Source organism: Bacteriovorax sp. BAL6_X (genome assembly GCF_000443995.1).
Taxonomy (GTDB): domain Bacteria; phylum Bdellovibrionota; class Bacteriovoracia; order Bacteriovoracales; family Bacteriovoracaceae; genus Halobacteriovorax_A.
Genome location: NZ_AUMC01000006.1, coordinates 609,399 through 632,666 on the forward strand (window position 1 = coordinate 609,399; position 23,268 = coordinate 632,666).

12 protein-coding genes are annotated in these 23,268 nt (G+C 37.7%); 7 read left to right on the forward strand and 5 right to left on the reverse strand.

Annotated features, from left to right (window positions below; translation table 11 throughout):
- Nucleotides 1-2 precede the first annotated feature (2 nt).
- Complete coding sequence (locus tag M902_RS07205; protein WP_021267017.1) at nt 3-1,199, forward strand: PLP-dependent decarboxylase; 1,197 nt, start codon at nt 3-5, stop codon at nt 1,197-1,199.
- A gap of 8 nt (nt 1,200-1,207) precedes the next feature.
- Here the strand turns inward: M902_RS07205 and M902_RS07210 are convergent, their stop codons facing one another.
- Nucleotides 1,208-5,377 (reverse strand): hypothetical protein, encoded by a 4,170-nt coding sequence (locus M902_RS07210; RefSeq protein WP_021266577.1) that lies wholly within the window; start codon nt 5,375-5,377, stop codon nt 1,208-1,210.
- A 154-nt stretch (nt 5,378-5,531) separates the two neighbouring features.
- On the opposite strand from M902_RS07210, the gene M902_RS07215 reads away from it, so the two are divergent.
- Entirely contained in the window at nt 5,532-6,650 is a 1,119-nt protein-coding gene (locus tag M902_RS07215; RefSeq protein ID WP_021267013.1) for a succinylglutamate desuccinylase/aspartoacylase family protein, read from the forward strand.
- A gap of 15 nt (nt 6,651-6,665) precedes the next feature.
- Here the strand turns inward: M902_RS07215 and htpX are convergent, their stop codons facing one another.
- Nucleotides 6,666-7,550 (reverse strand): protease HtpX, encoded by an 885-nt coding sequence (gene htpX, locus M902_RS07220; protein WP_021266729.1) that lies wholly within the window; start codon nt 7,548-7,550, stop codon nt 6,666-6,668.
- A gap of 190 nt (nt 7,551-7,740) precedes the next feature.
- Here htpX and M902_RS07225 point away from each other — a divergent pair, with 190 nt between their 5' ends.
- From M902_RS07225 to M902_RS07235, 3 genes are all read left to right on the forward strand, one after another.
- Nucleotides 7,741-9,093, forward strand: a complete 1,353-nt coding sequence (locus M902_RS07225; RefSeq protein WP_021267038.1) for a cyclic nucleotide-binding domain-containing protein — start codon at nt 7,741-7,743, stop codon at nt 9,091-9,093.
- An 82-nt stretch (nt 9,094-9,175) separates the two neighbouring features.
- Nucleotides 9,176-10,561 (forward strand): TldD/PmbA family protein, encoded by a 1,386-nt coding sequence (locus M902_RS07230; protein ID WP_021266941.1) that lies wholly within the window; start codon nt 9,176-9,178, stop codon nt 10,559-10,561.
- The gene (locus M902_RS07235; protein WP_021266800.1) at nt 10,561-11,913 is read left to right on the forward strand and encodes a TldD/PmbA family protein; all 1,353 of its coding nucleotides are present in this window, start codon (nt 10,561-10,563) and stop codon (nt 11,911-11,913) included. Before M902_RS07230 ends, M902_RS07235 begins: the two co-directional genes overlap by 1 nt.
- A 154-nt stretch (nt 11,914-12,067) precedes the next feature.
- On the opposite strand, the gene M902_RS07240 is transcribed toward M902_RS07235, so the two are convergent.
- A complete protein-coding gene (locus M902_RS07240; protein ID WP_040314282.1) occupies nt 12,068-16,324 on the reverse strand; it encodes a hypothetical protein in 4,257 nt (1,418 codons plus the stop codon).
- 172 nt (nt 16,325-16,496) lie between these two features.
- Nucleotides 16,497-17,855, reverse strand: a complete 1,359-nt coding sequence (locus tag M902_RS07245) for a KamA family radical SAM protein (RefSeq protein WP_021266714.1) — start codon at nt 17,853-17,855, stop codon at nt 16,497-16,499.
- 83 nt (nt 17,856-17,938) lie between these two features.
- On the opposite strand from M902_RS07245, the gene M902_RS07250 reads away from it, so the two are divergent.
- Nucleotides 17,939-20,140, forward strand: coding sequence for a penicillin acylase family protein (locus M902_RS07250; RefSeq protein WP_021266770.1), 2,202 nt, complete (start codon nt 17,939-17,941; stop codon nt 20,138-20,140).
- Between the two features lie 75 nt (nt 20,141-20,215).
- Nucleotides 20,216-21,820, forward strand: a complete 1,605-nt coding sequence (locus M902_RS07255) for a hypothetical protein (RefSeq protein ID WP_156979746.1) — start codon at nt 20,216-20,218, stop codon at nt 21,818-21,820.
- A gap of 37 nt (nt 21,821-21,857) precedes the next feature.
- Here M902_RS07255 and M902_RS07260 read toward each other — a convergent pair whose 3' ends face one another.
- Nucleotides 21,858-23,219, reverse strand: a complete 1,362-nt coding sequence (locus tag M902_RS07260; RefSeq protein WP_021267079.1) for a S8 family serine peptidase — start codon at nt 23,217-23,219, stop codon at nt 21,858-21,860.
- Nucleotides 23,220-23,268: the final 49 nt, after the last annotated feature.

A 23,268-nucleotide genomic window follows, 5' to 3' on the forward strand; every position in this document is an offset into this window, starting at 1 on the left:
GAATGGAAAAAGTTTTAACGAAGTTAACAAAGAGATTGGATTCATCATTTTATTTTTATGATCTAGATGCCCTCGAAGAGCACCTACGTTATATTACTGATAATAAAGATGACAGCATTAAGCTTTACTACGCATGCAAGGCCAATCCCCTGTCTTCGATTTTAAAACTTATTAGAAACCTTGGTATCGGCGTAGACGTCGCATCTAAGGGAGAGCTTACACAAGTCGTGGCCAGTGGAGTGAAGTCTAGTGATATCATTTCAACTGGCCCAAGTAAGTCACGTGGTTATATTCGCACACTTTTAGAACATGAAATTAACTGTGTTGTTGTAGAAAGTCTCTATCAATTAAAGTGGCTTGATGAACAAGCTAAAAAGCTTGGGATTAAGGCCCGTGCACTTTTAAGAGTACAACTTGAGTGGGACTCACAAGAAAAATCTGTTCTAGGCGGTGATGAAGTTACGGCCTTTGGCCTTGATGAGGCCACATGGTCTACGATTAACCTATCTGAATATAAAAACATTGAGGCCATTGGCTTTCACGTATTTCAGTGGGGTAATATTTTGGATTCTAAAAGACTTGAGGAAGTCTGGGATAAGACATGTGAGCGCATAAGTACCCTAGCAAACAAAATGAATATCACGCCTGAAGTCATCGACCTTGGAGGTGGCCTTGGTATTGCCTATCAAAATCAAGACGAGAGAATTGATTTTAAAAAGATCAATGCGGCACTTATGCGTTTAAAGGCCAAGCACAATTTAAAGAAAATTTGGATGGAACTTGGGCGCTTTGCCGTTGGAGAATGTGGGATTTACTTAAGCCAAATTATTGATCGTAAAAATGTTCGTGGCCAAGAAATTCTTGTTCTTGACGGCGGTATCAATCATATTGCACGTCCGGCCCTTACTGATCAGGCATTTCCTTGTCGTGTTTTAAACGAAGATAAGAAGTCAAAAGAAACGACAAAATTTCATGTTCATGGACCTTTATGTACGTCTCTAGATAAACTTGGTATTTTTGAGCTACCAAAAGATTGTGATTATGGGGACTGGTTAGTCTTCTCACAATGCGGAGCTTATGGTTTTACAGAAAGTATGCCTTTTTTCTTATGTCATAACCTACCAGCAGAAGTTGTCTCATATAAAGGAGACGTAATGATTCCTCGAACAATCAAAACAAGTACAGATTGGCTCGAGTAACCTTACTCCTAGAGTGTATTAAGAATTGGAATATTTTCTAGTTGAATATTTGGCGGTGCCATTTGTCTTAGCTGTGCAGGTGTAAGTCTTGGAACACCACGGCCTGGACCAGTAGAGTCCTCAGAACTACAATTATCACCATCACACTTAGTGACAACATACTCGGCCTTACCATCACTTAATCCAGAAATACTGATTTCAGAGTCACTAAAACTATCGCTAGTTACTAATTTAAAATCGCTCTCAGCAACCTTACATTCTACAGAAACAATATAATCATAGTCATATGAAGACAGCTCATACTCTTTTGCACTTTCAAGTGATGAGTTTAGAGTGCTTACTTTTTCTTTGCGGTTGCCATCTTCATCTTCTTCGAAGTAAGTCTTTTTGATTTTACAGGCCTTAATCTTTTCATTTGTAAAGGTTACAGTAATGGCCGGTTTTGAACCATTAAAATCAATTAAGAGATCAGCATCAACTTCATCCGCTATAATATCTGTATTGTTAGGTTCTGGGTCTACTGGTGGAATAGGCTCAACAACATTAGGGTCATGTATAATAACATCTTCATTAGCATTAATTTCATCTACAACAGTATTAACGACTTGAGTAATAGCTGCTGAAGCATTTGTCGTGTGAACTGCTCCTTGCACAATGCCAGGGTTTCTTAAGATGGCCGGAGTTGTCGTTCCAGTATTATTAGAAGTTAGACTTGGTCCATTTAATTTTGGTGCATTAACTTGATTAGTAATATCAGTATACTCACCTTCAATTGTAATACCATCATTTACAGCAGTCTTAGTATCACTGGCCGTTTTTGCATCACTTGCCTTCTTATTTGCGGCCTTAATGAGCTCGACCTTATCATCAGTTCTTGCAATTGTGTGAGCAAGTTGTCTTGCACTATCAACAATACGTTGTCCTGTTGCTTTAAGGATATTCTCTTTGACCGGTGCTGGTACATTTGCTTGTGTAGGAGCAGGAAGGGCGATCACTTTTTCACTTGAAATTGCACTTTGTGGAGTTACGTGCGTAACACTAGCAGCTCTCGTATTTAAAGCATTTGAAGCAGTTGATGCTATTTGTGGCGTTGAAGGCTTACCAGAGTTTACGGCCTGCCTAAGAACCTCACGACGAGCAGTAGAGGTCGCACTTGATCCACTTATTAATTTATCAACTAAAGAAGGATCTCTTGTTGTAATAAGATCAAGTATTCCCTGTGCTCTTTGCTCACCACCTTTAGCAACATCCTTACGATAGGCCAAAGCAAGTAAATCCATATCACTTAGACGCTCTCCTCGAGCAACTTTACTCTCAATATTGTGATAAGCTGTTGCCTTTTGAAGATCACTTAAACCAGAAAAGTCGTAGACTCTATCCTTAACATCATCAAGGCCGTTAACAACACCATTCATTTTAGGAAGTTGAGTCTCTTTGAAAACAAAGTGTCTTTCCGCTCTCATCACTTGGCCCTGGGCCGTTTTAGCATCTGTTAAAATTTTAATATTATCAATATCAACACCAAACTTTAGGACAACACCTTTATCAGTAACTGTTCCTAGCCCTGAATCAATAATTGCCTGATAATTATCAGAACCTTTATTAATAATTAGACCACTACCGTCCTCTAGCAATTTTCCTTCTTTTAATGTTTCCATACGCTTTCCTAAACGCGTGTAGAAAACAACATTAGGGTTAGCGGCTTCCTCGAATCCACTAATATAGCTTCTCACCTCTGGAATAACCTTATCAGATAAGAACCTAACGTTAGTTAACTTACTTCCGGATTGGTTTTCAATTCTTCTTAGCATTGCAGGAACTTGTGACTGATTATCAACAACAGCAACTGCTTTACCAGTAGAGTTTGGTGCCGGTAGTCCAAGAGCTTTTGGAGGAGGTAGAGCTAAAACAGGTGCTGGCCTTGCAGTATTCAGCGACGTTCTAGCATTTAAGATTCCAATTGGCGAAGGAGATACACTTGTCGTTGTTGTTGCAACCTGAGTACCTTTAACTGTATTAACTACAGCTTCACCTGTAGTACCAGCGTTGCTCCCAGCTCGTGCAGCATTTAAGGCATCTGCACCATATTTAGCAACAGCAATGCTATCAGTTGCAACACTAACGAGGGATAGGCCAACAGCAATTTGTCCACCAAGCTTTTGAGACTCTGCAGCTGCAACGGACTCTATATTTTCTTCTGTTGAAGAAAGGCCAAGTGAGTGCTTTGTATCTGTTGTATCAAGCTGTTTATTAGCATCATTAATTTCTCTTACACCTACGGCCGCTTCACCAACGATTAATGCAGAACTTGCTGTAGCAAGAGCAACCCCGACAGGACTTCCAATCCCTGTAGCAACTAGGACACCCGACAGGGCCATACCGGCGCCGGCCATAGTAACATTTGCAAGCTTCCATGTTTCATCATTTGTATAAATATCACGCATTTGACTACATAAGAACGATGCCTGCATATCCTGAAGCCCTGGGATAACTCTATTATTTTTAAAGGCCTGTGCAATTAGATATGGCCTATATTTAAGTAGGTCCTTTAGGTCTTCATCCAAATCATCTATATCTTTAGAGGAAGAGGGAATCTTGTCTTCTAAGTCTGCTAAATCCTCAAGCATATTCTTACTTACTGTCTTATCAAGATCTTCAAAATCACTAGTTGAAATAGCACTTGCAGGTTTACTCGTACCGAATAAAGAAGTTTTCTCAGAACAATCTTTTGCAAAGTCATTTGAAGGAGCATGAAATTTAGAACGAAACTCTTTAGTAGCATAATACTTTCTAAAATCAGGGTTTTCATTCGAAAAATTAATCATATTAGAAATATAATTATTTTGTTCAGAAGCAATAAAGTCTTTATAGTTTTGAGTGCTCCTCACTGAGGCACAATATGGGAGCTTGCCCATATAGTAATTACCGGTTTGTGAAGACGTTACACATGGAAACTTTTTCTTAATATTTTCACATTGCTTATTTATACCATCAAGGAGATCGTTTACCTTAGATCTCAACTCTCCCTTATTTGTCTTTTTGATTTTGCCTTCAGCTATGGCCTTCTTAAATTCTTCTTTCGCACTATTAAGGATACCTAGGAATGGCCCTTGACCAAATTCTTGTGCTTCTTTAAGAATATCATCTATAGCATGATCTAAGCTTGACTCATTTACACCTTTAGACTTTAGCTTATGAAGAATATAGTTCTTCATTGAAAGCTCACTTCCAATTTTTAGGCCATCATCTAAAAGGGACTTAATTGAAGAGTGTTTTCTTATACGATCAAAGTCTTTTGAAAGTGTATCTAATTCAGAACTACTTACACTTTGAACGATTTGATCACTACTACAAGAAACTTGTACAAGAGTATCACCAATATTACGTGAACTCATAAAGAATGTTCCTAGCGTATTATCCTCAGCTTCTGCACGGTAGTCTTTTTCACAGCGAGAAAGAATTCCAACACCTTTTGAAAGCCCTAGGCCAATCCCTTTTTCTAAACCTTCTTGATTTTCCTTTGCTTTTGCTACTGAATCTTTAATCTTAGCAATTCTCTCTTTTTGAGCTATACAGGCAGCATCGGCAACATTATGGCGACAAAACTCCTCGACTTGAGAAGCTAAATTATCAAAGGCCTCCATTTTCTTTTCGTCTGATAAAAGATCCTTAACAATCTGAGGCGTTGTGTATTCACTTGCTGAGTTCTTACAAGCACTAGTTCCAAAATTAGAACTATTTCTTCCCTTTTGACGTGCATTTACACAGGCGCCTTGCCCATCTTGACCAGGCCCAAAAAGTAAAGGATTACACCTAACTTTTAAAATTCGATTACCAAAAAAACTTTTTTCACAAGATATCTTTCTTGGAATCTGGCATTTTCCATTGGCGAGAGTTGATTTATGTCCCGCAAGAAAACAGTCATTCGACGCTGCATAGGCATCATCAATTAGAAATTGAAAAGTATAGCGATTCTTATATTTTCGAGCGTTTTCAATATTTTCGTGAAAGTCGACAATGGAATTATGATAGTACTGCAATGTAAGAAAATTCTTATGCTCGGGCCTAGTTAAATCAAGAGTATAAACCCTTTGACTTCTTTTAGCGCTTGCAGTTGTGGACACAACTACTGCTAGCACAAGAAAAGCTGAATATAAAAGTCGACTTATTTTTACCATCGCTACCTTATCGTCTTGCTACCTAGAATTACTTAATTATTATTTAAATTTTGATTAATTCAAACAACTTACGAGTTTTAATGTATAATTAAGAGGTTATCTATTAAAAATCGAATATTTAGTGACTTATAAAAGAGGCATTAGGGAGTTGATCATGTCTAATTGGAATCTAGAAAAGAAAATTATAAATATCGATGAAACAAATCACGCCCAGTACCAACTTAATATTTATGATCTAGTTCCTGACAAAGTTGATGAGAGTGCACCAACAATCTATATACAAGCAAATGTTCACGGTGCTGAGCTACAAGGAAATATGGTCATTTTTAAGCTTCTAAACTTATTAGAAGATGAACATATTAACGCAAGAATACGAATGGTGCCAAATGCAAATCCATATGCAACTTCAATTAAGATGGGCACCTATACTTATGGACGCTTTAATCCTATTACCGGTGATAATTGGAATCGCATGTACCTAAATTTCTTTGATCAAAAAGAAGGACAAGGACTTATCAGCGAAGATGAAATAAAAGCATGTGAAAATAAGCAAGCGTATAAAAAGCTACTAAAGGCCAAAATTATTGAGTATAGAAATTTTCACAAGGCCTATGGAATTGATGAAAATAAAAACCTCTTTATTTATCTTCAGGAACTTGCAAGTGATGCGGATATTGTTTTAGACTTACATACTGCGGGAGTTGGCTGTCGCTACATCTATGGGCCAGACTTCTTAGAAGAAAAAATGGCAGAACTAAATTTTCCATTTCACTTAGTAATTCCGCCAGAATTTGGAGGAGCAATGGATGAAGCAAGTTTTTATCCATGGGTAAAATTTCACGAAACCCACAAGAGCGAGAACACTTTTGAAGCCTATACACTTGAGCTAGGAAGTGAAGAATTAATTGACTCAAAGGCCGGACAAATTGATGCCATCAATATCTTTAACTATCTAATTAAAAGAGGTGTCATCGATGCGGATGAAATCAATACAAAGAAGAATACACAGTATTTTTGTGAATTAAAAAACTATAAAGGATTCTTTGCTCCTAGCGCAGGCTTTATTGAGTATCATAAGGCACCAGGAGAGATGTTTAAGAAAGGAGAGAAGGTTATGAGTATCTATCATTTCGATAAACTCGAAAGCCTAGAAGAAGTCATCTCCCCTATTTTAGCACCTTGTGATGGAATTGTGATTAACCATGCCCCAAGTTCAAATGTGAAAAGGGGCATGAATATCTTAGAGGCCTTTACGCAATTTAAATCAAAATAGAGTCTTAAAGGCTTTTTAAATACCTGATTGAAGCGCGCGAATACGCTTATCAAGACTTGGGTGGGAACTAAAAAGTTCAGCAAATGATGGCCCACTAGAGATCTTAAATGCTGTTAGATTTGGATCTGAATTATCAACCATTTTTGTACTTTGTTGTAGTTTTTGAAGGGCCGCAATCATCTTGTCACGTCCCGCAAGTTTTGCACTTCCTGCATCTGCTCTATATTCACGAAAGCGTGAGAACCACATTGTAATTGGCATTGCGAGTAGGCCGAAAATAATATCGAGAACAAAGACAAGTGCCATATGAGCAAAAGGTCCAAGTCCTGGCCCTTCTTCATCATCAGAACGAAGTGCATTTGAAATTATCATGGCACCAATACGTGATAAGATCATGACAAATGCGTTAACAACCCCCTGAACTAGTGCCATTGTCACCATATCGCCATTGGCAATGTGAGCGACTTCGTGACCAATGACTCCTTCCGCTTCATCACGACTCATTGTATGTAGAAGACCCGCTGAAACAGCAACCATTGAATTATTACGACTAGGTCCAGTAGCAAAAGCATTCACTTCATTTGAGTTATAAATATAAACATCAGGGTTTTTGATTCCACTAGCGCGAGCATATTGGTGAACAGATTGAGCAACCCATCCATAATTTGGATCGTTTGGAGAGATCTCTGTCATACGATAGGCCATTTTGGCCATAAACTTTGACAACGCCAAAGAAATAAAAGATCCACCAAGCCCCCAAACGGCACAGATAATAATGAGGGAATTATAATTCATCCCCGCTTCCGTCATATAGCCACGGATTCCAAGTAGATTTAGAACAATACCGATCGTTGCTATAACCAAAATATTTGTAAGTAAAAATAAACCAATTCTTAGCATTTTAGATTAACTCCTAAAAAATAATATTCTTAATATCATAGAGAGTAATTCTAAATTTGGTCAATAAGATGAATTATTGTTTACAAAAATTTAACAATTCTGCCTAAGCGCCAATAAAGTTTAAAGAATATTAATAAATAACCGAGTAATTAATAAGGAACTGTTAACTAATTTCATTTAAAAGAGCAAAATGATCAACAATAAACACATTACAAAAAAAGAGATTTTATGGAATGCGATTATTTTTGCAGCAGTTATCTTTACGGCCATAGAGGCCCCTTTCTCATTTATTTTTCAAACCAAGATTCAAGGATGGCAGCTAATTTGCGACTTCTTAGTATCTTCTCTATTTATAAGTGACCTTATTTTAAGAATTCGTAAAAAAAGAGCGCAGAATATGAGTTTTTCATCAAAGGCCCATAAGAATAAATGGTTTGTCTTAATTGGAATCGACCTCATTGCCTCTGTTCCCTACGACATTCTAAGCTATGCTCTAGGTTTCCATGCTTTTACTTATTTTAGGCTCTTTCGTCTTGTAAGAATTGCCCGCCTCTTTGAAATGGTTTCAAATCTGGCCTTCGTACCTAAGATGATTAAATTCACAGCTGTTCTAACCCTTTTTATGGTCGCTGTTCACTGGATTAGCCTATGCTGGATTATGATCACACCTATTGACCAGTCACTAATCCAAGATCGTGCCACTCACTATATTACGGCCATGTATTGGACTGTGACCACTCTTACGACAATTGGATATGGTGATATCACGCCAACAACAAATGAAGGACGCCTCTTTACTATGGTCATTATGATCCTAGGAGTTGGTGTTTACGGTTTCGTTATTGGTACAGTTAACAAAATGGTTCAAGATGGTGAGCGCTATAAGCAACAAAATAGAGAAAAGATACATGATCTCGTAAGCTTCATGAAGCATTATAATGTTCCAGAGCGTCTACAACAAAATGTCTATAGCTACTACAATCACCTTGTCACAAAAAGACTCACTGAAAACGACAATAAGATCATTAATGAACTACCTCAAGCGCTTCAAGGAGAGCTTACAGTTTATATGAATATAAAGCTCATCCGAAACCTTCCAATCTTTAAGACTCTTTCGTCAAGTTGTTTAAAAGAGGTTGCTGGTGCTCTTGAACAAAAATACTACGGCCCTGGTCAAACCATTATCAATATTGGTGAAACTGGTCATGAAATGTACCTTATTGGCCACGGTAGCGTTGAGGTAATACTCAGTGATGGAAATGTAGTGGCCACTCTTCATGAAGGTCAATTCTTTGGTGAAAGTGCACTTCTACAAGACACTAAAAGAAATGCAAATGTTCGAGCTCTTGGTTATTGTGAAATTTATAAACTTGATAAAGAGCAGTTTGATGAAATCTCATCACGTCATAACGACCTACTCGTTAGTATAACAAGCCTTACAACTCGTCGCTCAACTGATCGTTCAGAGCGTCACAGCCCAAGTGTAAAACGAGTTCAGCAAAAGCTTAAGGAACAGGAAAAAAACGAACAAGAAGCGGCATAAACTAGGCCTTAGAACACTTGTAGCCTTTTAATCCTTCATATTCTTTGTTAACATATCCTAATATTTTGGAGGAAACATAATGATGTTAGATAGTACAATTGCAAAGGAAGTTATCGACTTCGCACTTATTCGCGGCGCTGACTTTGCAGAAATTTTTGTCGATCGCCAGACATTTGAATCAATCAGTATTAAAAGTTCTAATGTTGAAAATATTGAAAACGGAATTAACTTCGGAATTGGAATTCGTCTCTTTTACGGAACCAAAGTTCTCTATGGTTATACGAATTCAACAAAGAAAGAAGAATTACTTGATATCGTTTCTTCGTTAAGTGCAAAAGATCTACGTGATCCAGTTGTAACAGCAACGAATTTTAATTATGAAAAACCACTACAAAACCATTTTGTACAAACTGGGCTAAAGAATAATATCTCACTCGATCAAAAAATCCCTCTACTACTAGAGATTGATCGCCTTACTCGTGGAACAACTGATAAAATCACACAAGTTCCAATTGGCACAAGTCAACGTTTTCAAGAGATTGAGATTTTCAATTCAGAAGGCCTACACGTAACAGATGAAAGAAATTACGTTCGTCTAAGAGCAAGCTGTATTGCCAGTGACGGAACAATTCAAGATAGTGCAGGATATTCTCCAGGCGCGATGCTTGGTTGGGAATTTATTCAAGGCCAAGACCCTAAGTATATTTCTGAAAAGCTAGCAAAAGAAGTTTTAACAAAGCTTAAGGCCAAGCCTTGTCCGGCCGGTAAAATGCCTGTTGTAATTGACAATGGCTTTGGTGGAGTTATCTTTCATGAAGCCTGTGGTCACCTTCTTGAGACAACTTCTGTTGCCAAAAAAGCTTCAGTTTTCTGGGATAAGATGGATCAAATGATTGCTTCTAGTGCGGTTAGTGCCGTTGATGATGGAACAAACCAAAACTACTGGGGTTCAATTAATATTGACGACGAAGGAATGAAATCACAAAAAACTCAACTTATTAAAGATGGAAAGCTGACAAGCTTCATGGTTGATAAACTTGGTTCAATGAAAACAGGTTATGAAAGAACAGGCTCTGCTCGTCGTGAATCTTATAAATATGCTCCGACATCTCGTATGAGAAATACTTATATTGAAGCTGGAAAAGATAAATTTGAAGATATGATAGCTTCTATCGATCATGGTATTTATTGTGCTCAAATGGGTGGTGGTTCTGTAAGTCCAGGAACTGGTGAATTCAACTTCTCAGTGATTGAAGGCTATGAAATCAAAGATGGAAAAATTGGTGATGCAGTTAAAGGTGCAACTCTAATTGGAACTGGCCCAGAAACTCTTAAGCAAATCTCAATGGTTTCAGACAACCTTGATTTTGCGGCCGGTGTTTGTGGCTCAGTATCAGGAGGGGTCAACACAACTGTAGGACAACCTGCCCTGAAAGTAGATGAAATTCTAGTGGGTGGAGGTAAGTAATGAGTAAAACAAAAACACAATTACAAAAAGATTATATTAACCGCACCCTAGACATGGCCAAAGACATGGGAATTGATAATGTCGATGTTATCATTTCTGGTTCTGAATCATTTTCACTTAAGGCCGAACAAGGTGAACTTAGTGAATATAAGAAGTCTAAAACTGGTGCACTAGGAGTACGTGTCATCAAGGATCAAAGAGTTGGCCTGAGTTTTACAGAAGACTTAAGTGACGAAGCAATTCGTACAACACTTTACAATGCTTCTCAAAATTCAAAATTCTCTAAAGTTGATGAGTACCAAACGATTCAAGAAGGCGTTAATCTTGATGATGCTAATCCAGTAGCAAATATCGAACATGCTCCTGATGCAAATGAGATGATCGAAAAATCACTTTATCTCGAATCAGAAGTAAGACGACGTGACGAAAACTGCCAAAGCGCTCCTTACAATGGAATTGCTGAAGGTATTTCAAACTTTGCCATTGGAAACTCCCGTGGAGTTCTTTGTACACATCAGTCTAAGGCATATACAGCGTATACATCTGCCCTTGTAAAAAAAGGCGATAAAAACGCTATGCACTATTTTGCAGATACGAAGAGAGACTTCAGAGACCTAGACTACGACAAGGTTATTAATACTTCATTAGAAGTTGCCAATAATTTTATCGATGCATCTCAGATTAAAACTGGTGACTACGATGTAAATTTCGAAATCGATTTATTTGATAATATTCTATCAAGCTTCATGCTTCTCTTTAGTGCACGTGCGGCCATTGATAAATCAAATCCATGGCGTGATAAACTAGGAGAAATGGTTGCAGATTCTCGCCTAACGTTTAAAGACGACCCTTTCTACAATGGCGGCTATAGCGTTTGTCCATTTGACGGCGAAGGCAAGAAGAAGCAGGTAAATACTCTTTTAGAAAATGGTAAACTTGCTCAGTTCCTACACAATAGCGCCACAGCAAAAGAGCTAGGGCTTAAGAATAACTTCTGTGCTACTCGTGGAGCAAAATCATCTCTTGGTGCAACAACTTCAAACTTTATTATCGAAGCAGGAGCTAACACTCAAGACGAATTCAACTCTCGTCGCTATGTTGAAATCCTAACAGCACAAGGACTTCACAGTGGGATTAGACCTATTAGTGGCGAATTCTCGCTAGGTGTTAGTGGCCGTGTTTGGAATAATGGAGAGATTGAAGGTTATTTTAAAGACGTAACCGTAAGCGGAAATTTCTTTAAAATGCTAAGTGAAATCGAGTTAATTGGAGACAAAATCGAATCTTCAAGTGATCACTCACTCTTTACACCAAAGATTCTCTTTAAAGACCTAATGATTGCTGGTTCATAAGGTGCCATCATAAGGTGCCATGCACTTTTGGTTTCGCAACTGCTAAATCAAAAGTGCTGCACTTCTTTTTTACTATTACTCTATTCATAAATGCGTGATAATGTCGAAGCCTCCACTTTATTTAGCAAGTGCGAAACCAAAAGTGCATGGCACCCTACTTAAGCATTTTAGGAAAAGCTGTTTGCTGATAGCGCTGAGAGATCAGTTCAAATAGAGTCACTCCATCACGCTCCCATTCCTTATCTTGTTTTTGGAATAGATTTTGTCTAGCACGTTTATCCTTAATATTTGAAATATAATTCTTAAGTTGACCAGCAGTCATTTTCTGATCTCCAAGCATCACCATAGCGCCATCATCCATGTCAAATAGGCCATCTGTATCATCTAAATTATCAAATGAAATCGCTGGTATCGCTCCATCAGCACCTAGGCCGTCACCTCCAGCTCCACCATTAAGCCCATTTCCGCCAGAACCATCTCCTATACCATTTCCACCACGCCCTCTCTTAGAGCTAGCAGAAAGTGCATCTGGGTTAATTTCACCTTGACTGTATCCCTCTCCAGAAAGGGCACCATCACCGTTTTGGCCACCGTTTGCCATACGACTTCTAATTCGAGAAGCTGCGGAACTACCTAGAGTTGAGTTAAGGAATGAATCAGTAAGCGAAGATAGGTTATCACTATGTTCAGCACTTCTTTTATCAGCAATACGCTGAAGTGAAGCAAATTCACCACTCTTTCCACGTTTTGCAAGAGTGTCTTTCATAAGTTGTGTATCGGTACGCCTCTTTGCATTTCGATCGAGTTGTTTTCTAATCCCTTTACTAAGACGTGAAATCGCAGAGTTTGTTGAATTTCCACCTGTTTTTAATTTACCACTAATTGTTGAATCAAGAGTCTTCTTACCATTTAGAGCATCTTGAAAGTTTGAACCAGCTGTACTGAAACCACTTAACCAATTCGTAAATTGGCCAAACCCATTACTGAGCTGAACATCTGGGATTCCACGATGGGTCTGCTTACGCTCGACATTAGTGGAGGCATTAATACCGTCGTTTACTGTATGATAGTAGTTATGCATTTTAAGCGCGTAAGCTGCTGTACCAGATAAGTTGGCCAGAGTTTGCCCCATGAAATTATTCAGCTTAGCTATAAGCATCTCAAAATAAGGGATAAGGCCAGGTGTAATATAGTAATCGAGACGACTCACTTTTGGCGCGTAAAAGTGGTAGCGATAAGCATACTGGGCAAATTCATCGGCCATTCTCTTACGATCTTCTGCTTCTTTTTCATCACCATTATCTTCTGAAACAAGAGTTGATAGAAAATAACCTCTGGCATGATCGCGGTAGAAATTTGTGATGCGATCATTAAAGATATAATAGTTATGAATATCGTGCTTTCCAGCATTAAACGGAATCTTCGTACGAGAAGAGTAATTCGTCGAATATAGACTCGACATATCAGGTAAGAAAGGATCAAGAAGCTTTAGTGCGACACTTCCCTCTTTCTTGGCATACGTGTTTCGCGTACAAGCACCAGTGGCCAATTCCTTATTGCAGACATCATTATTCTGGGAGTGGAAACTCATACACTTAATTTTATACTTTCGGCCAACAGGTACACGTGCAATCTTCCATGTTGAGCTTGTTCTAGGCCCACAAATATTTTCCGGCCCTCTTTCTGGATCAAGATCAACATCGTAGTCACTACCAAAGAGAATCCCTCCTGTTGTGATATTAACGAGATTTCCAATAAGGCTATTCTTATGAAGACCAAAGAATTTCATTAATTTCATAATCCAACAAACAGGATAAAGACACTTCTTACCGAGTGTATACCTCTTTCCGTTGTACTTAATATAATTCCAATTATATTCTTTTAACCATTGAACAGTGTATTCAAACAGTGCTGTACCTGCACTTATATTTTGTAGAGTTGCATCTTCAATGGCCTTTATCTTCATAAGTGCCATATCACGTAGAAAGAGCGTAAAATCCATACCATGACCTTTTGCCGTCTCCTTTCTTGCATCTGTAAATTTGACCTTTCCATCTTGTACAAATTCTCCATAACGAGAAGACTTTGTACACTCACCGCTTCCAATACATGCCGTAACTTGATCTAGAGTTTGAACAAAGTAGTCTTGTTCACGATCTCTTAGAGAATAACCATCATTTTTAACGACGGCCTTGCCAAGAGAGTTTTTCTCGATAGCAGAATCTCCACCAAGGGCCTCGACTTCTTGCTTTTCTTTATCCGTAATTGTTTTCATATAGTCTTTATCAGAAACTTTCTTACAATTACCACCTGTTTCATCACAGACTTCTTTTTCATTATTAAGAACGTAAGTGTCATACTTACCAAGGCCATTACAATTTGCGATATAATTTGCCTCGACGTCTGGTTGTAACCAATCTTCAGGACTCATTGGCCCAACCGTATCAACACAGCGACACATCATCTCAAGTGATCGCTTCTTTAAGACTGAATATAGTTTAAATTGAGAGTGCTTATACTTAATGGCCTCGAAACGAACAACGTCACGAATATTGTAACGTCCAGCACCTGCTTTTGGGTCATGCCCATCAAATCCCTCAAGGAATTTGTCATCATCTTTCATATAGAAATTTACGATACTATTGCGATCATTAGGAGTAAGCTTTCCATTATAGAATAGATGTAGAAAAATTTTCTTTTCATTCTTTGGAAGGTCTTCAATATAATTAGTAATCTCTTTAAGGGCCTCCTCACCTATAGAGTAATCGAACTCATCCCAAAGAGGTTTTCCACGTCCAACAACAGAAGGATCAAAACGAGAGAAATTAAAGCCACGCATTGAGTTCAATTGAACATTCCAATTATATGGCTGGTTATCAGTCCCAGTATAAGAACCACTTGCCGCTTTATATGTATTATATTGCGATTTGATGTGAAAGAAGTCACCTTCATCCTTCCCACCTGTTGTATAGTCCATGGCATACATCATCATCATAACTTCAAAATAGTCATTTGATTGTGCAGATAGAAAGTCACCAAATAAGTTTACACGACAAGACTTCATATCAGAGACATAAACGTCTTCAAATAAAGGAGAAGCGTTTTGGTGTCCATTATAAAGAGTATAGTCAGGGTCAGTTGTTTCTTTTCCAGTCATCATTGATATATAATTGGCCTCAACAACACCATCATTAATCGTAACTTTTGCATTATCAACACATTGCTTAACTAATTTCAAACGACTGCTATGATCTGTCCCTAAGGCAGAACCTTTATTTGCACATGAAGTAATAGCATTTCTATAAGGGGCCGCAAACTTATCAAAAGCATTACTTGAATGCTGCGGATGTTTTGGGTTGGCCTGTGTTTCTTTTTTAAAATTATCAATTAGTTTTGTGGCCTCCCCCATTTTGTTACCAACAGCTTGTTGGTGAGTATACTCGGTAGAGATTGCTGCATAAACATTTTCAAGACATGCTTTTCTTGGGTAGCGATTTGATGATTCACGATCATAATCTCTTTCTGGTTTTGAAAGACAAGAGCTAATCTGGCCATCAAGACTTGACATATATGTAGTGGTTTTACTTGCAGATACTTGATTATGTGAAAGTTGTGCTTCAAGTTTTGACTTAAGGGTTAAAACCTTGGCCTCAATTTCTGACGAATCTCCAGCACGAGTAAATGCATGTGCACTTGGAATAATTAATTCAAGAATTGATGAAAACGTCGGAAGTATTGGAGCACAAACTCCATTTGAGTTTTTAAAGAGAGACTCACAACACTCTCCGCCTTTATCAGGTCTCTGTCCCATTCCAAAGCAACTTGAGCACTTGAAATTTGCACGGCAGACCTTCTTTCTTTTATCACATGAGTTTGAACAGCATTCACTATCTTTTGAACAAGAATCCTTTTCAATATTACAAGTGTTGATATTAGTTAGGCGACGCATTTTCTTACATGAGCCTGCTTCACACATATCAGTTTCTGGAGAACATGCCTGATTCGTTTTTTTTGCAACTAAGCATTTCTCATAATAATTCTTATCTTTTGAATAGAGTGGTAGTCCACAAATTAGGCCTTTGTAACATTGGTTTGTGGCCGAATAACAGGCCTCTCCTCTTTTTAAATATTTCTTTTCAGAGTATAGAAGTTGGGCCATTTTAAGTGGCCTAGAATTTATAGAGGTCTTATTGAGTTTATTAACAATTACTTTTACATATTCATCACTTGAGGCCTCGAGATTCTTCTTAATATAGGCATCAACGGCCTTAACATTAACTTTTGATGATTTTCCAATAATCGCCTCTAGGTTCTTGGCCTCAGACTTGATGAACGCATCTGTTTCATTTGCACCATACGAGAGCATATTAAACAGAGCGGTAAAAGTGATTAATATTATGAGACGAAACATATTTCCCTCTTAATTTTCTTAAGATTAAATTTATGTATATTTTATCGGAAGAATGAGTAAATTACTCAAGCAGAATATAAATATTGAATTTCAGGTAGTTAAAGTGAAATTTCAAATACTTACGTGTGCCAAGAAAATGCCACACGTAAGCGTATTATTAGATAGTTAGACTTTATTTTGCTTTTGCAATTGCTTCATCAATCATGGCCTTACGAGCTGCTGCATCCCTCCAGCGCTCCTGAGCGTCAGGTGCTAGTTTATGAATTGGATCAAAGTAAGTGAATAACTTGTCTGGCTTCACGTAAGGTGCGCGCCATACAGAGATTCCATTTTCTTGATCATAGTATTCATAAGAGGCCACGTGGCGCTTACCACCGCCGCCAGGAAGATCACAGACAAAAGTTGGCGTGTTAAAACCAGCAGTTGTTCCGCGAACGGCCTTTTCGAGTTCTTCACCTTCGCCAAGAGTAGTTCTAAAGTGTTCACAACCAGGAACCATATCATGCATATAAACATAGTATGGTTGAATATTCATATAACCTAGTTTTCGAGTTAAAAGAACCATCGTATCAACATGATTATTTACACCTTCTTGAAGAACGGCCTGATTACGAACAAGAATTCCTTCACTAAAAAGACGGTCCATGGCCATCTGAGACCATTTTGTAATTTCAAGTGGTGAAGAAAAGTGAGTATGAATCACCATCTGCTTACCAAAGCCCTTGGCAAGATTATTAACTTTAACAAGTGCGTCCATCCATGCATCATCTGTAAGAATTTTTTGAGGAAAGATTGCAATCCCTTTAGTTGCGTAGCGAATACGTCTGATATGAGGGATCTTAAGAAGGTTTTCGCCAATATATTGAATCTGTTTAGGGTTGAGCATGAATGCATCACCACCAGAAATAACGACATCTTCAACCTTTGGATGTGTAGCAAGATAAGCAAATACATTATCCCAGTGTTTTTGGTTTGCACCATAAGATTCTTTTTCAACAGTTTCAGTTGAACCACCAATAACTCGAGAGCGTGTACAGTAGGCACAATAAACTGGACAAATTGTAAGTGGTAGAAAGAGAACTTTATCAGGGTAGCGATGAGTAAGCATTGGTACTGGTGAATCAACATCTTCACTAAGGGAGTCGGCCATATGCATAGGGTGATCCTCTAAGAACTGAGAGCCGATTGGTAAGAATTGCTTACGTAGTGGACAGTTAACCGGATCGTCCCAATTAATAAGTGCAAAAACATATGGAGTGATTCTGATATTCATTGGAGTAATATGCTGGCCTTGTTGTAGGTCTTCAAAAAACTCTTTTGAAATCTTATCACCAAGAACTTTTTTTACTTGGTCAATTTTTCGAATTGAATTCTTCAGTTGCCATAGATGGTCTGAGAACTCACCTCTTGTAACATTTGCCCATGCTGGGATCTGTTTCCAAAAGTCATCATTTCTAAAATTTCTGTGCTCAAGATCTGGTATCTTCATGTGATCTTGAGAGTGATCAGTAGATAGATCAGTCGTCGTCATATAATAATCCTTGAATTTAATTTTACATATTATATCCCAAAATATTCCTTTTTAGGAAACGCTAAACGTGTCATTATTAAGATATGGAAAAACCTAATTTAGATTATACCTCAGATGTTTTAGACAATGTCACTCGACATATTTCATGCGAGAACGTCAATTCTTTTCTCTTCGCACAAGGCTACTATCACGGAAAAGACCGCTTGATGCAAATGGAGATGTTGCGTCTAATTGCTCAAGGACGCCTCTGTGAGTGCATCAAGGACAGCGATGAGACTTTTGCCATTGATAAATATATGCGAGAGCTGGGAATTAATCACTTTGCTAAAGAAGAAATTCAAAATATCGATGAAGAGACAAATATATTATTAACACACTACGTAGATGGAATTAATAAGGCCATTAGTGAGGGCCACCCTTTTGAATTTAAAATTTTAGGCCACAAACCTAGTGAATGGCGTATAAGTGATACAATCCTAACAATTAAGGCCATGAGCTTTCTAGGGCTTGCTCAAGGACAACAGGATTTAGAAAAGCTAATTATACAATTGCTACAAAATGCTCAGAAATTGAACGACAAAAACGATCAAGATACTCAAGTTGAGCGAATTAAATCACTTGCAAAGGGTGCTCTTGACACAATTTCAGATAGTGAGATTAATCTTATCAGCAAGGTAAAAGTTTATAATCCACTTATACCTGAAAGTTATAAATTTTTGAAGAATATCCCAAAAATTCAGGCCTCAAATAATTGGGTATCGAACCTGAAGGGCCATGCCATTCACGCCTGTGACCCACACTTAGAATGTAATCGCCTACCGGCAATATGGTATGAAATGAAGGCCAATATCAAAAATGTTGGAAACTTCTTTGGAATTTCCATGCCAGGAGTACCAGGCTTTGTCATGGGTAGAAGTGACGACACGGCATTCTCTTTTACTTATGGCTTTATGGATATGGTTGATCACTTCATTGAAGAAGTCCGCGACAATAAATACAGATTTGAATCAAACCTATTTGATTTCAAAGTGAGACGAGACGTAATAAAAAGAAAAAAGAAAGAAGATGTCGAACTCTATATTAGAGAAACTCACGCAGGATTTCTTGAAGCAGATAGTGAAAATAAAAATATCATCGACGGCCACTATCTATCGATGGCATGGTCATGTCGAAAAAGAGGTGGTGCAAAGACCCTAAAGGCAATCATTGATCTCCTCTATGCCAAGAATGTCGATGATCTCTTTGGTTGTGTTTCAAACGTTGCCATAAGCTGCAATTGGCTACTGTCTGATTCAAGTGGAAATATCGCTTACCATCAATCAGGAGTTTTACCAAAAAGGGCCCATTCAGGACTATATCCAGTTGAAGGTTTTTTTAAACAAAATATTTGGCAAGGCTATTATGAAGGCCACCAGCTATATCACTTTAAAAATCCTGATATCAAAATTATCGCGACGGCCAATAATCGTATTCAACATGAGCAATTTCCAACGGCAATCAATGCACCAATGGCCTCGTACCGTAAGGATCGTATTGAGGAGCTCTTATTTGGTAACAAAGACCACAGTGTTGAAATGTTTAAACAAATGCAATCAGACACCTTCTCAAGACAAGCTGATCTCTATATTAATGTCTTCCATAGTGTTTTTGAAAAGAATGAAATTGGAAAACGACTTCTAGCTTGGAAACGACATTATGACGTCGATAATTGTGATGCAACAATTTTTGAAAGCTTCTACCGCAACTTACTTAAAGACTTTTTTAGTGATCACTTACTCGGGGAACATGTGACGACATACTGTATGGATGAAACTTCGATCATTGCAGATTTCTACGGTCTTTTTGATCGTATTTTTCTAACTAATGATATTGATCATATTTGGTTTAAAGATAGTAAAGAAAAAGAGCACTATATTGAAAGCGCGCTAAATAAATGCCTTGAAGAGGCACCAAAAAATATGCGTTGGGGAGATAAAAATCGTTATAAAATGAAACACATTTTATTCGACGGTAAGCTTCCGCTGATTCTAGGTTTTGATATTGATAATGTAGAAATTCCTGGTAATCGCTCGACAATCACTCAAGGTGCAGTCTATGAGGCCCACGGTAGAACAACTTCTTTTGTCCCATCTTGGAAAATGGTCACAAATCATGTATCTCCAGATGTCTATACCGTTTTACCTGGAGGACTTAGTGACCGCAGGTTTTCAAATAACTACAAAAGTGACGTAAGTAACTGGATTCATAATCGTTATCGTCATAATGTTATTACTAATGGTAAGTGACTAACCTATTGATACTTGGCCTGTAAGCTTTACAGGCCAACGCCACTAAAATAATAGATTTGATATAAATAATAGATGAAAACTCTATTCGTATCATTTCTAATTGTAACGTCTTTGCCTTTTTCCATAATGGGCAAGGAATATCAAAGTTCGGACTTTCATAAGTCAGCGGCATCATTTGATAAACAATTACAAGATGCCTTATTAGACTTTGTTTCCGCAACAAAAGACATAGCATATCAAACAACGTTTACTCCGCGCTATATTGTTCGATATCACGAACGAGAAAAGCTAATTAATGAATATGAAAAGCTCAATTTACTTATCCATACACATGATGAGGAGCTAGAAAAAGTAACTTACCATATAAGAAAGAAGAATAATGCCAAGGCCCTAGAATTAATTCGCATTCGCACGGCCAAGTATAAAGCAATGCTTTCTCTAATGAATTATATGATGATGTCGGGAGAGAATTTTATTTCTGTCTTCTCTGATGACTTTGAAGATATTAAATACTACTCAAAACATTTTGAAAAAGACTTCAAAGAAACGAAAAGCCAATTATATGACTCAAATCGTACTCATAATCGAAGTGGCCGAGACCATATGGACTCTCCATATAATCGATATCACCTAAATTATATTAAATCCCCAACAATTACTGATTTTTATAATCTCAATCGTCAGATCTCAAAGCTTGCAGGAAATGACAATGACCTAAAGACTCTGGTTGAAAATATTAATGATGATATTGAAGAATCACGTCAAGAGCTAACAGCTTTTAAAAGGCTACTAAAAGAAACAAATTGGAATGCTGGCCATTACAATTTTCTATATGCTCTAAAAGAGTTTATTTTAAAGAGTTTTAGCTATGTTGCACTTCCAATCAAGCATGCGATACAAGTAGAAGAACTAAAGAAGGTTTCTGAAAGAGAGTTTGAGCCTGGGGATATCGGCGCAATCCAACGTTATGGAAAGTTATCAAATATTGTATTCAAAGGAAATTGGACTCATGGCCTTATGTTTCTTGGAAAGTACTCAAAGTTTAATAAGTATTTCAAAGATGATCTAGAAACAAACGAAGTCTTTGCAAAGCGCTGCAACGACGAACTAATGAAATGTCATGACTATATGTCATATCTACATGAGAAATACCCTAAGTCTATGAGTCAATACAAAACGAGTGAAAAAAAGGGCCGGCCATACGTAACACTTGAAGGGCTAAAGCCTGGTGTCGTCTTTATGGAGCTTGGCCCGTCTATGGCATGGGATAATCTTGTCATTCTACGACCTAATCTTTCAAAGAAGGATAAAGCACTTGCCTTAGAACGAACATTTAAAAGTATTGGCAAAAAATATGATTACTCATTTAACGGTAATTCCTACTCAAGATTTGTCTGTACTGAGCTGATCCAGTATTCATATGAAACAAATCCAAACGAACAAAAAGAAGGTATTGAATGGGACGTAAACCTTGTTATGGGAAAACCTGCAATGTACGGATTTGACCTTGTCCAAACCTTTATCAATCAAGTTGAAGACCCACAACGAGATCAACAATTAAGTTTAGTAGTTTATATGAAAGCACTTAACAAGAGGGAATTAAACGAAAAGAGTAAAAGGCCAGAATTTGGAACGTCCAAAAGAGGATCTATACAGGAATTAAAAGATACATTATAAATAAAAGAGGCCGCTAAGTAAGCGGCCTTTTTATTAATTAATTTGAAATAACAAAATTTGAAGGAAGTGGTAGAACAGAGCCTTTAATATAGACAGGCCTGTTGGAAGCTTTTTCAAAACGTGGTGATTCCATATCAAGCACTTCACTCTTTGCTGCCGCAATAGCATGATCGACAGATGCTGAAAGAGATAAGATTGCTGCACGATGGGCACGTTCAGAATTAACAACACCTGATGTTTTAACCTTTCCAGCTAGGAAGGATTTCACATCAACTGTTTCCATGATAATTCTCTTAACTTCATATGGAGTTAAAACAGGGTTAATATCAAATACCTTTCCAGCAACACCAGCTACATATGGAGCAGCTTGAGAAGTACCAGAGACTTTTATGTATTTATTTCCCGGAGCACTCGAAAGAATCCCTACCCCCGGAGCTGCAACATCTACCATCTTTTCGCCGTAGTTAGAAAATGGAGCTAATTGATCATAATCAATTGTAGCAGCAACAGAAATCTCATTATCACCTTGGATATTTGTAGGTGACGTTGGATAAACATCATTATCTAGACCGTCGTTACCGGCAGCAAATACGAAAAGAGTATTTGGTGCCGCCTCAAGCATTGACTGCGAGTTCTTAACAAGAGCACTTAAAAAGTACTTTGCATATTTATCCACTGTTTCAGGGTTTGGTTCTTTTTTAGAGAAAGTTTTCATTACTGTTTCTACAATCATCTTTGCTTGAGGGTAACCTGTCCCAAAAGAACCATTAGCAACACGTGCTCCGTGGTCGGCCACATAGTAAGCAATTTCATTAAATGTTGAAGTTTGTGCTTTAGCTAATTGATCAATCCCCGCCTTAATTAGCTTTTCAACAAATCCACCAAGGAAAGAATTAATTGCAACTTTTTGACCAGGAAGCTTTACTTCTGTAGGAATAAGTTTAACAGCAAGAATTTTTGCATCATCTGATTTGTAAGCAGAAATACCTGCGACGTGAGTCCCGTGCATGAAATTTCCATAAACAGTCATTCTTTTAATGAAGTCTTCATCCTGAACAATAGATCTCATCCAAGTAATTTCTTCTTGAGTGATCGTCCCACGCATTGACTTTTCTTGTAGTTCGAAGAACTTCACCATATCGTCATTTAATGTACCAAGGTACTTATAATCGATTACTTGATTATTGCCTTCCGCAAAATTCCAACCATAAACATCATCTTGGTAACCATTACGATCTTCATCACGGTTATTTCCAGGAATCTCTAGTTGATTGATCCAAGCTTTAGGAGCGATTTGCTCGTGCATCATATCTGTACCAGAGTCAATAATTGCGATTGTCGCAGCACTTGTTGCACTTGATATAAGTGCCACTGCTAATATATTTACTAATATTTTCAAAATTTCCTCCAATGAAAAATATTTGATTCAAATTTAAGACTATTATCTA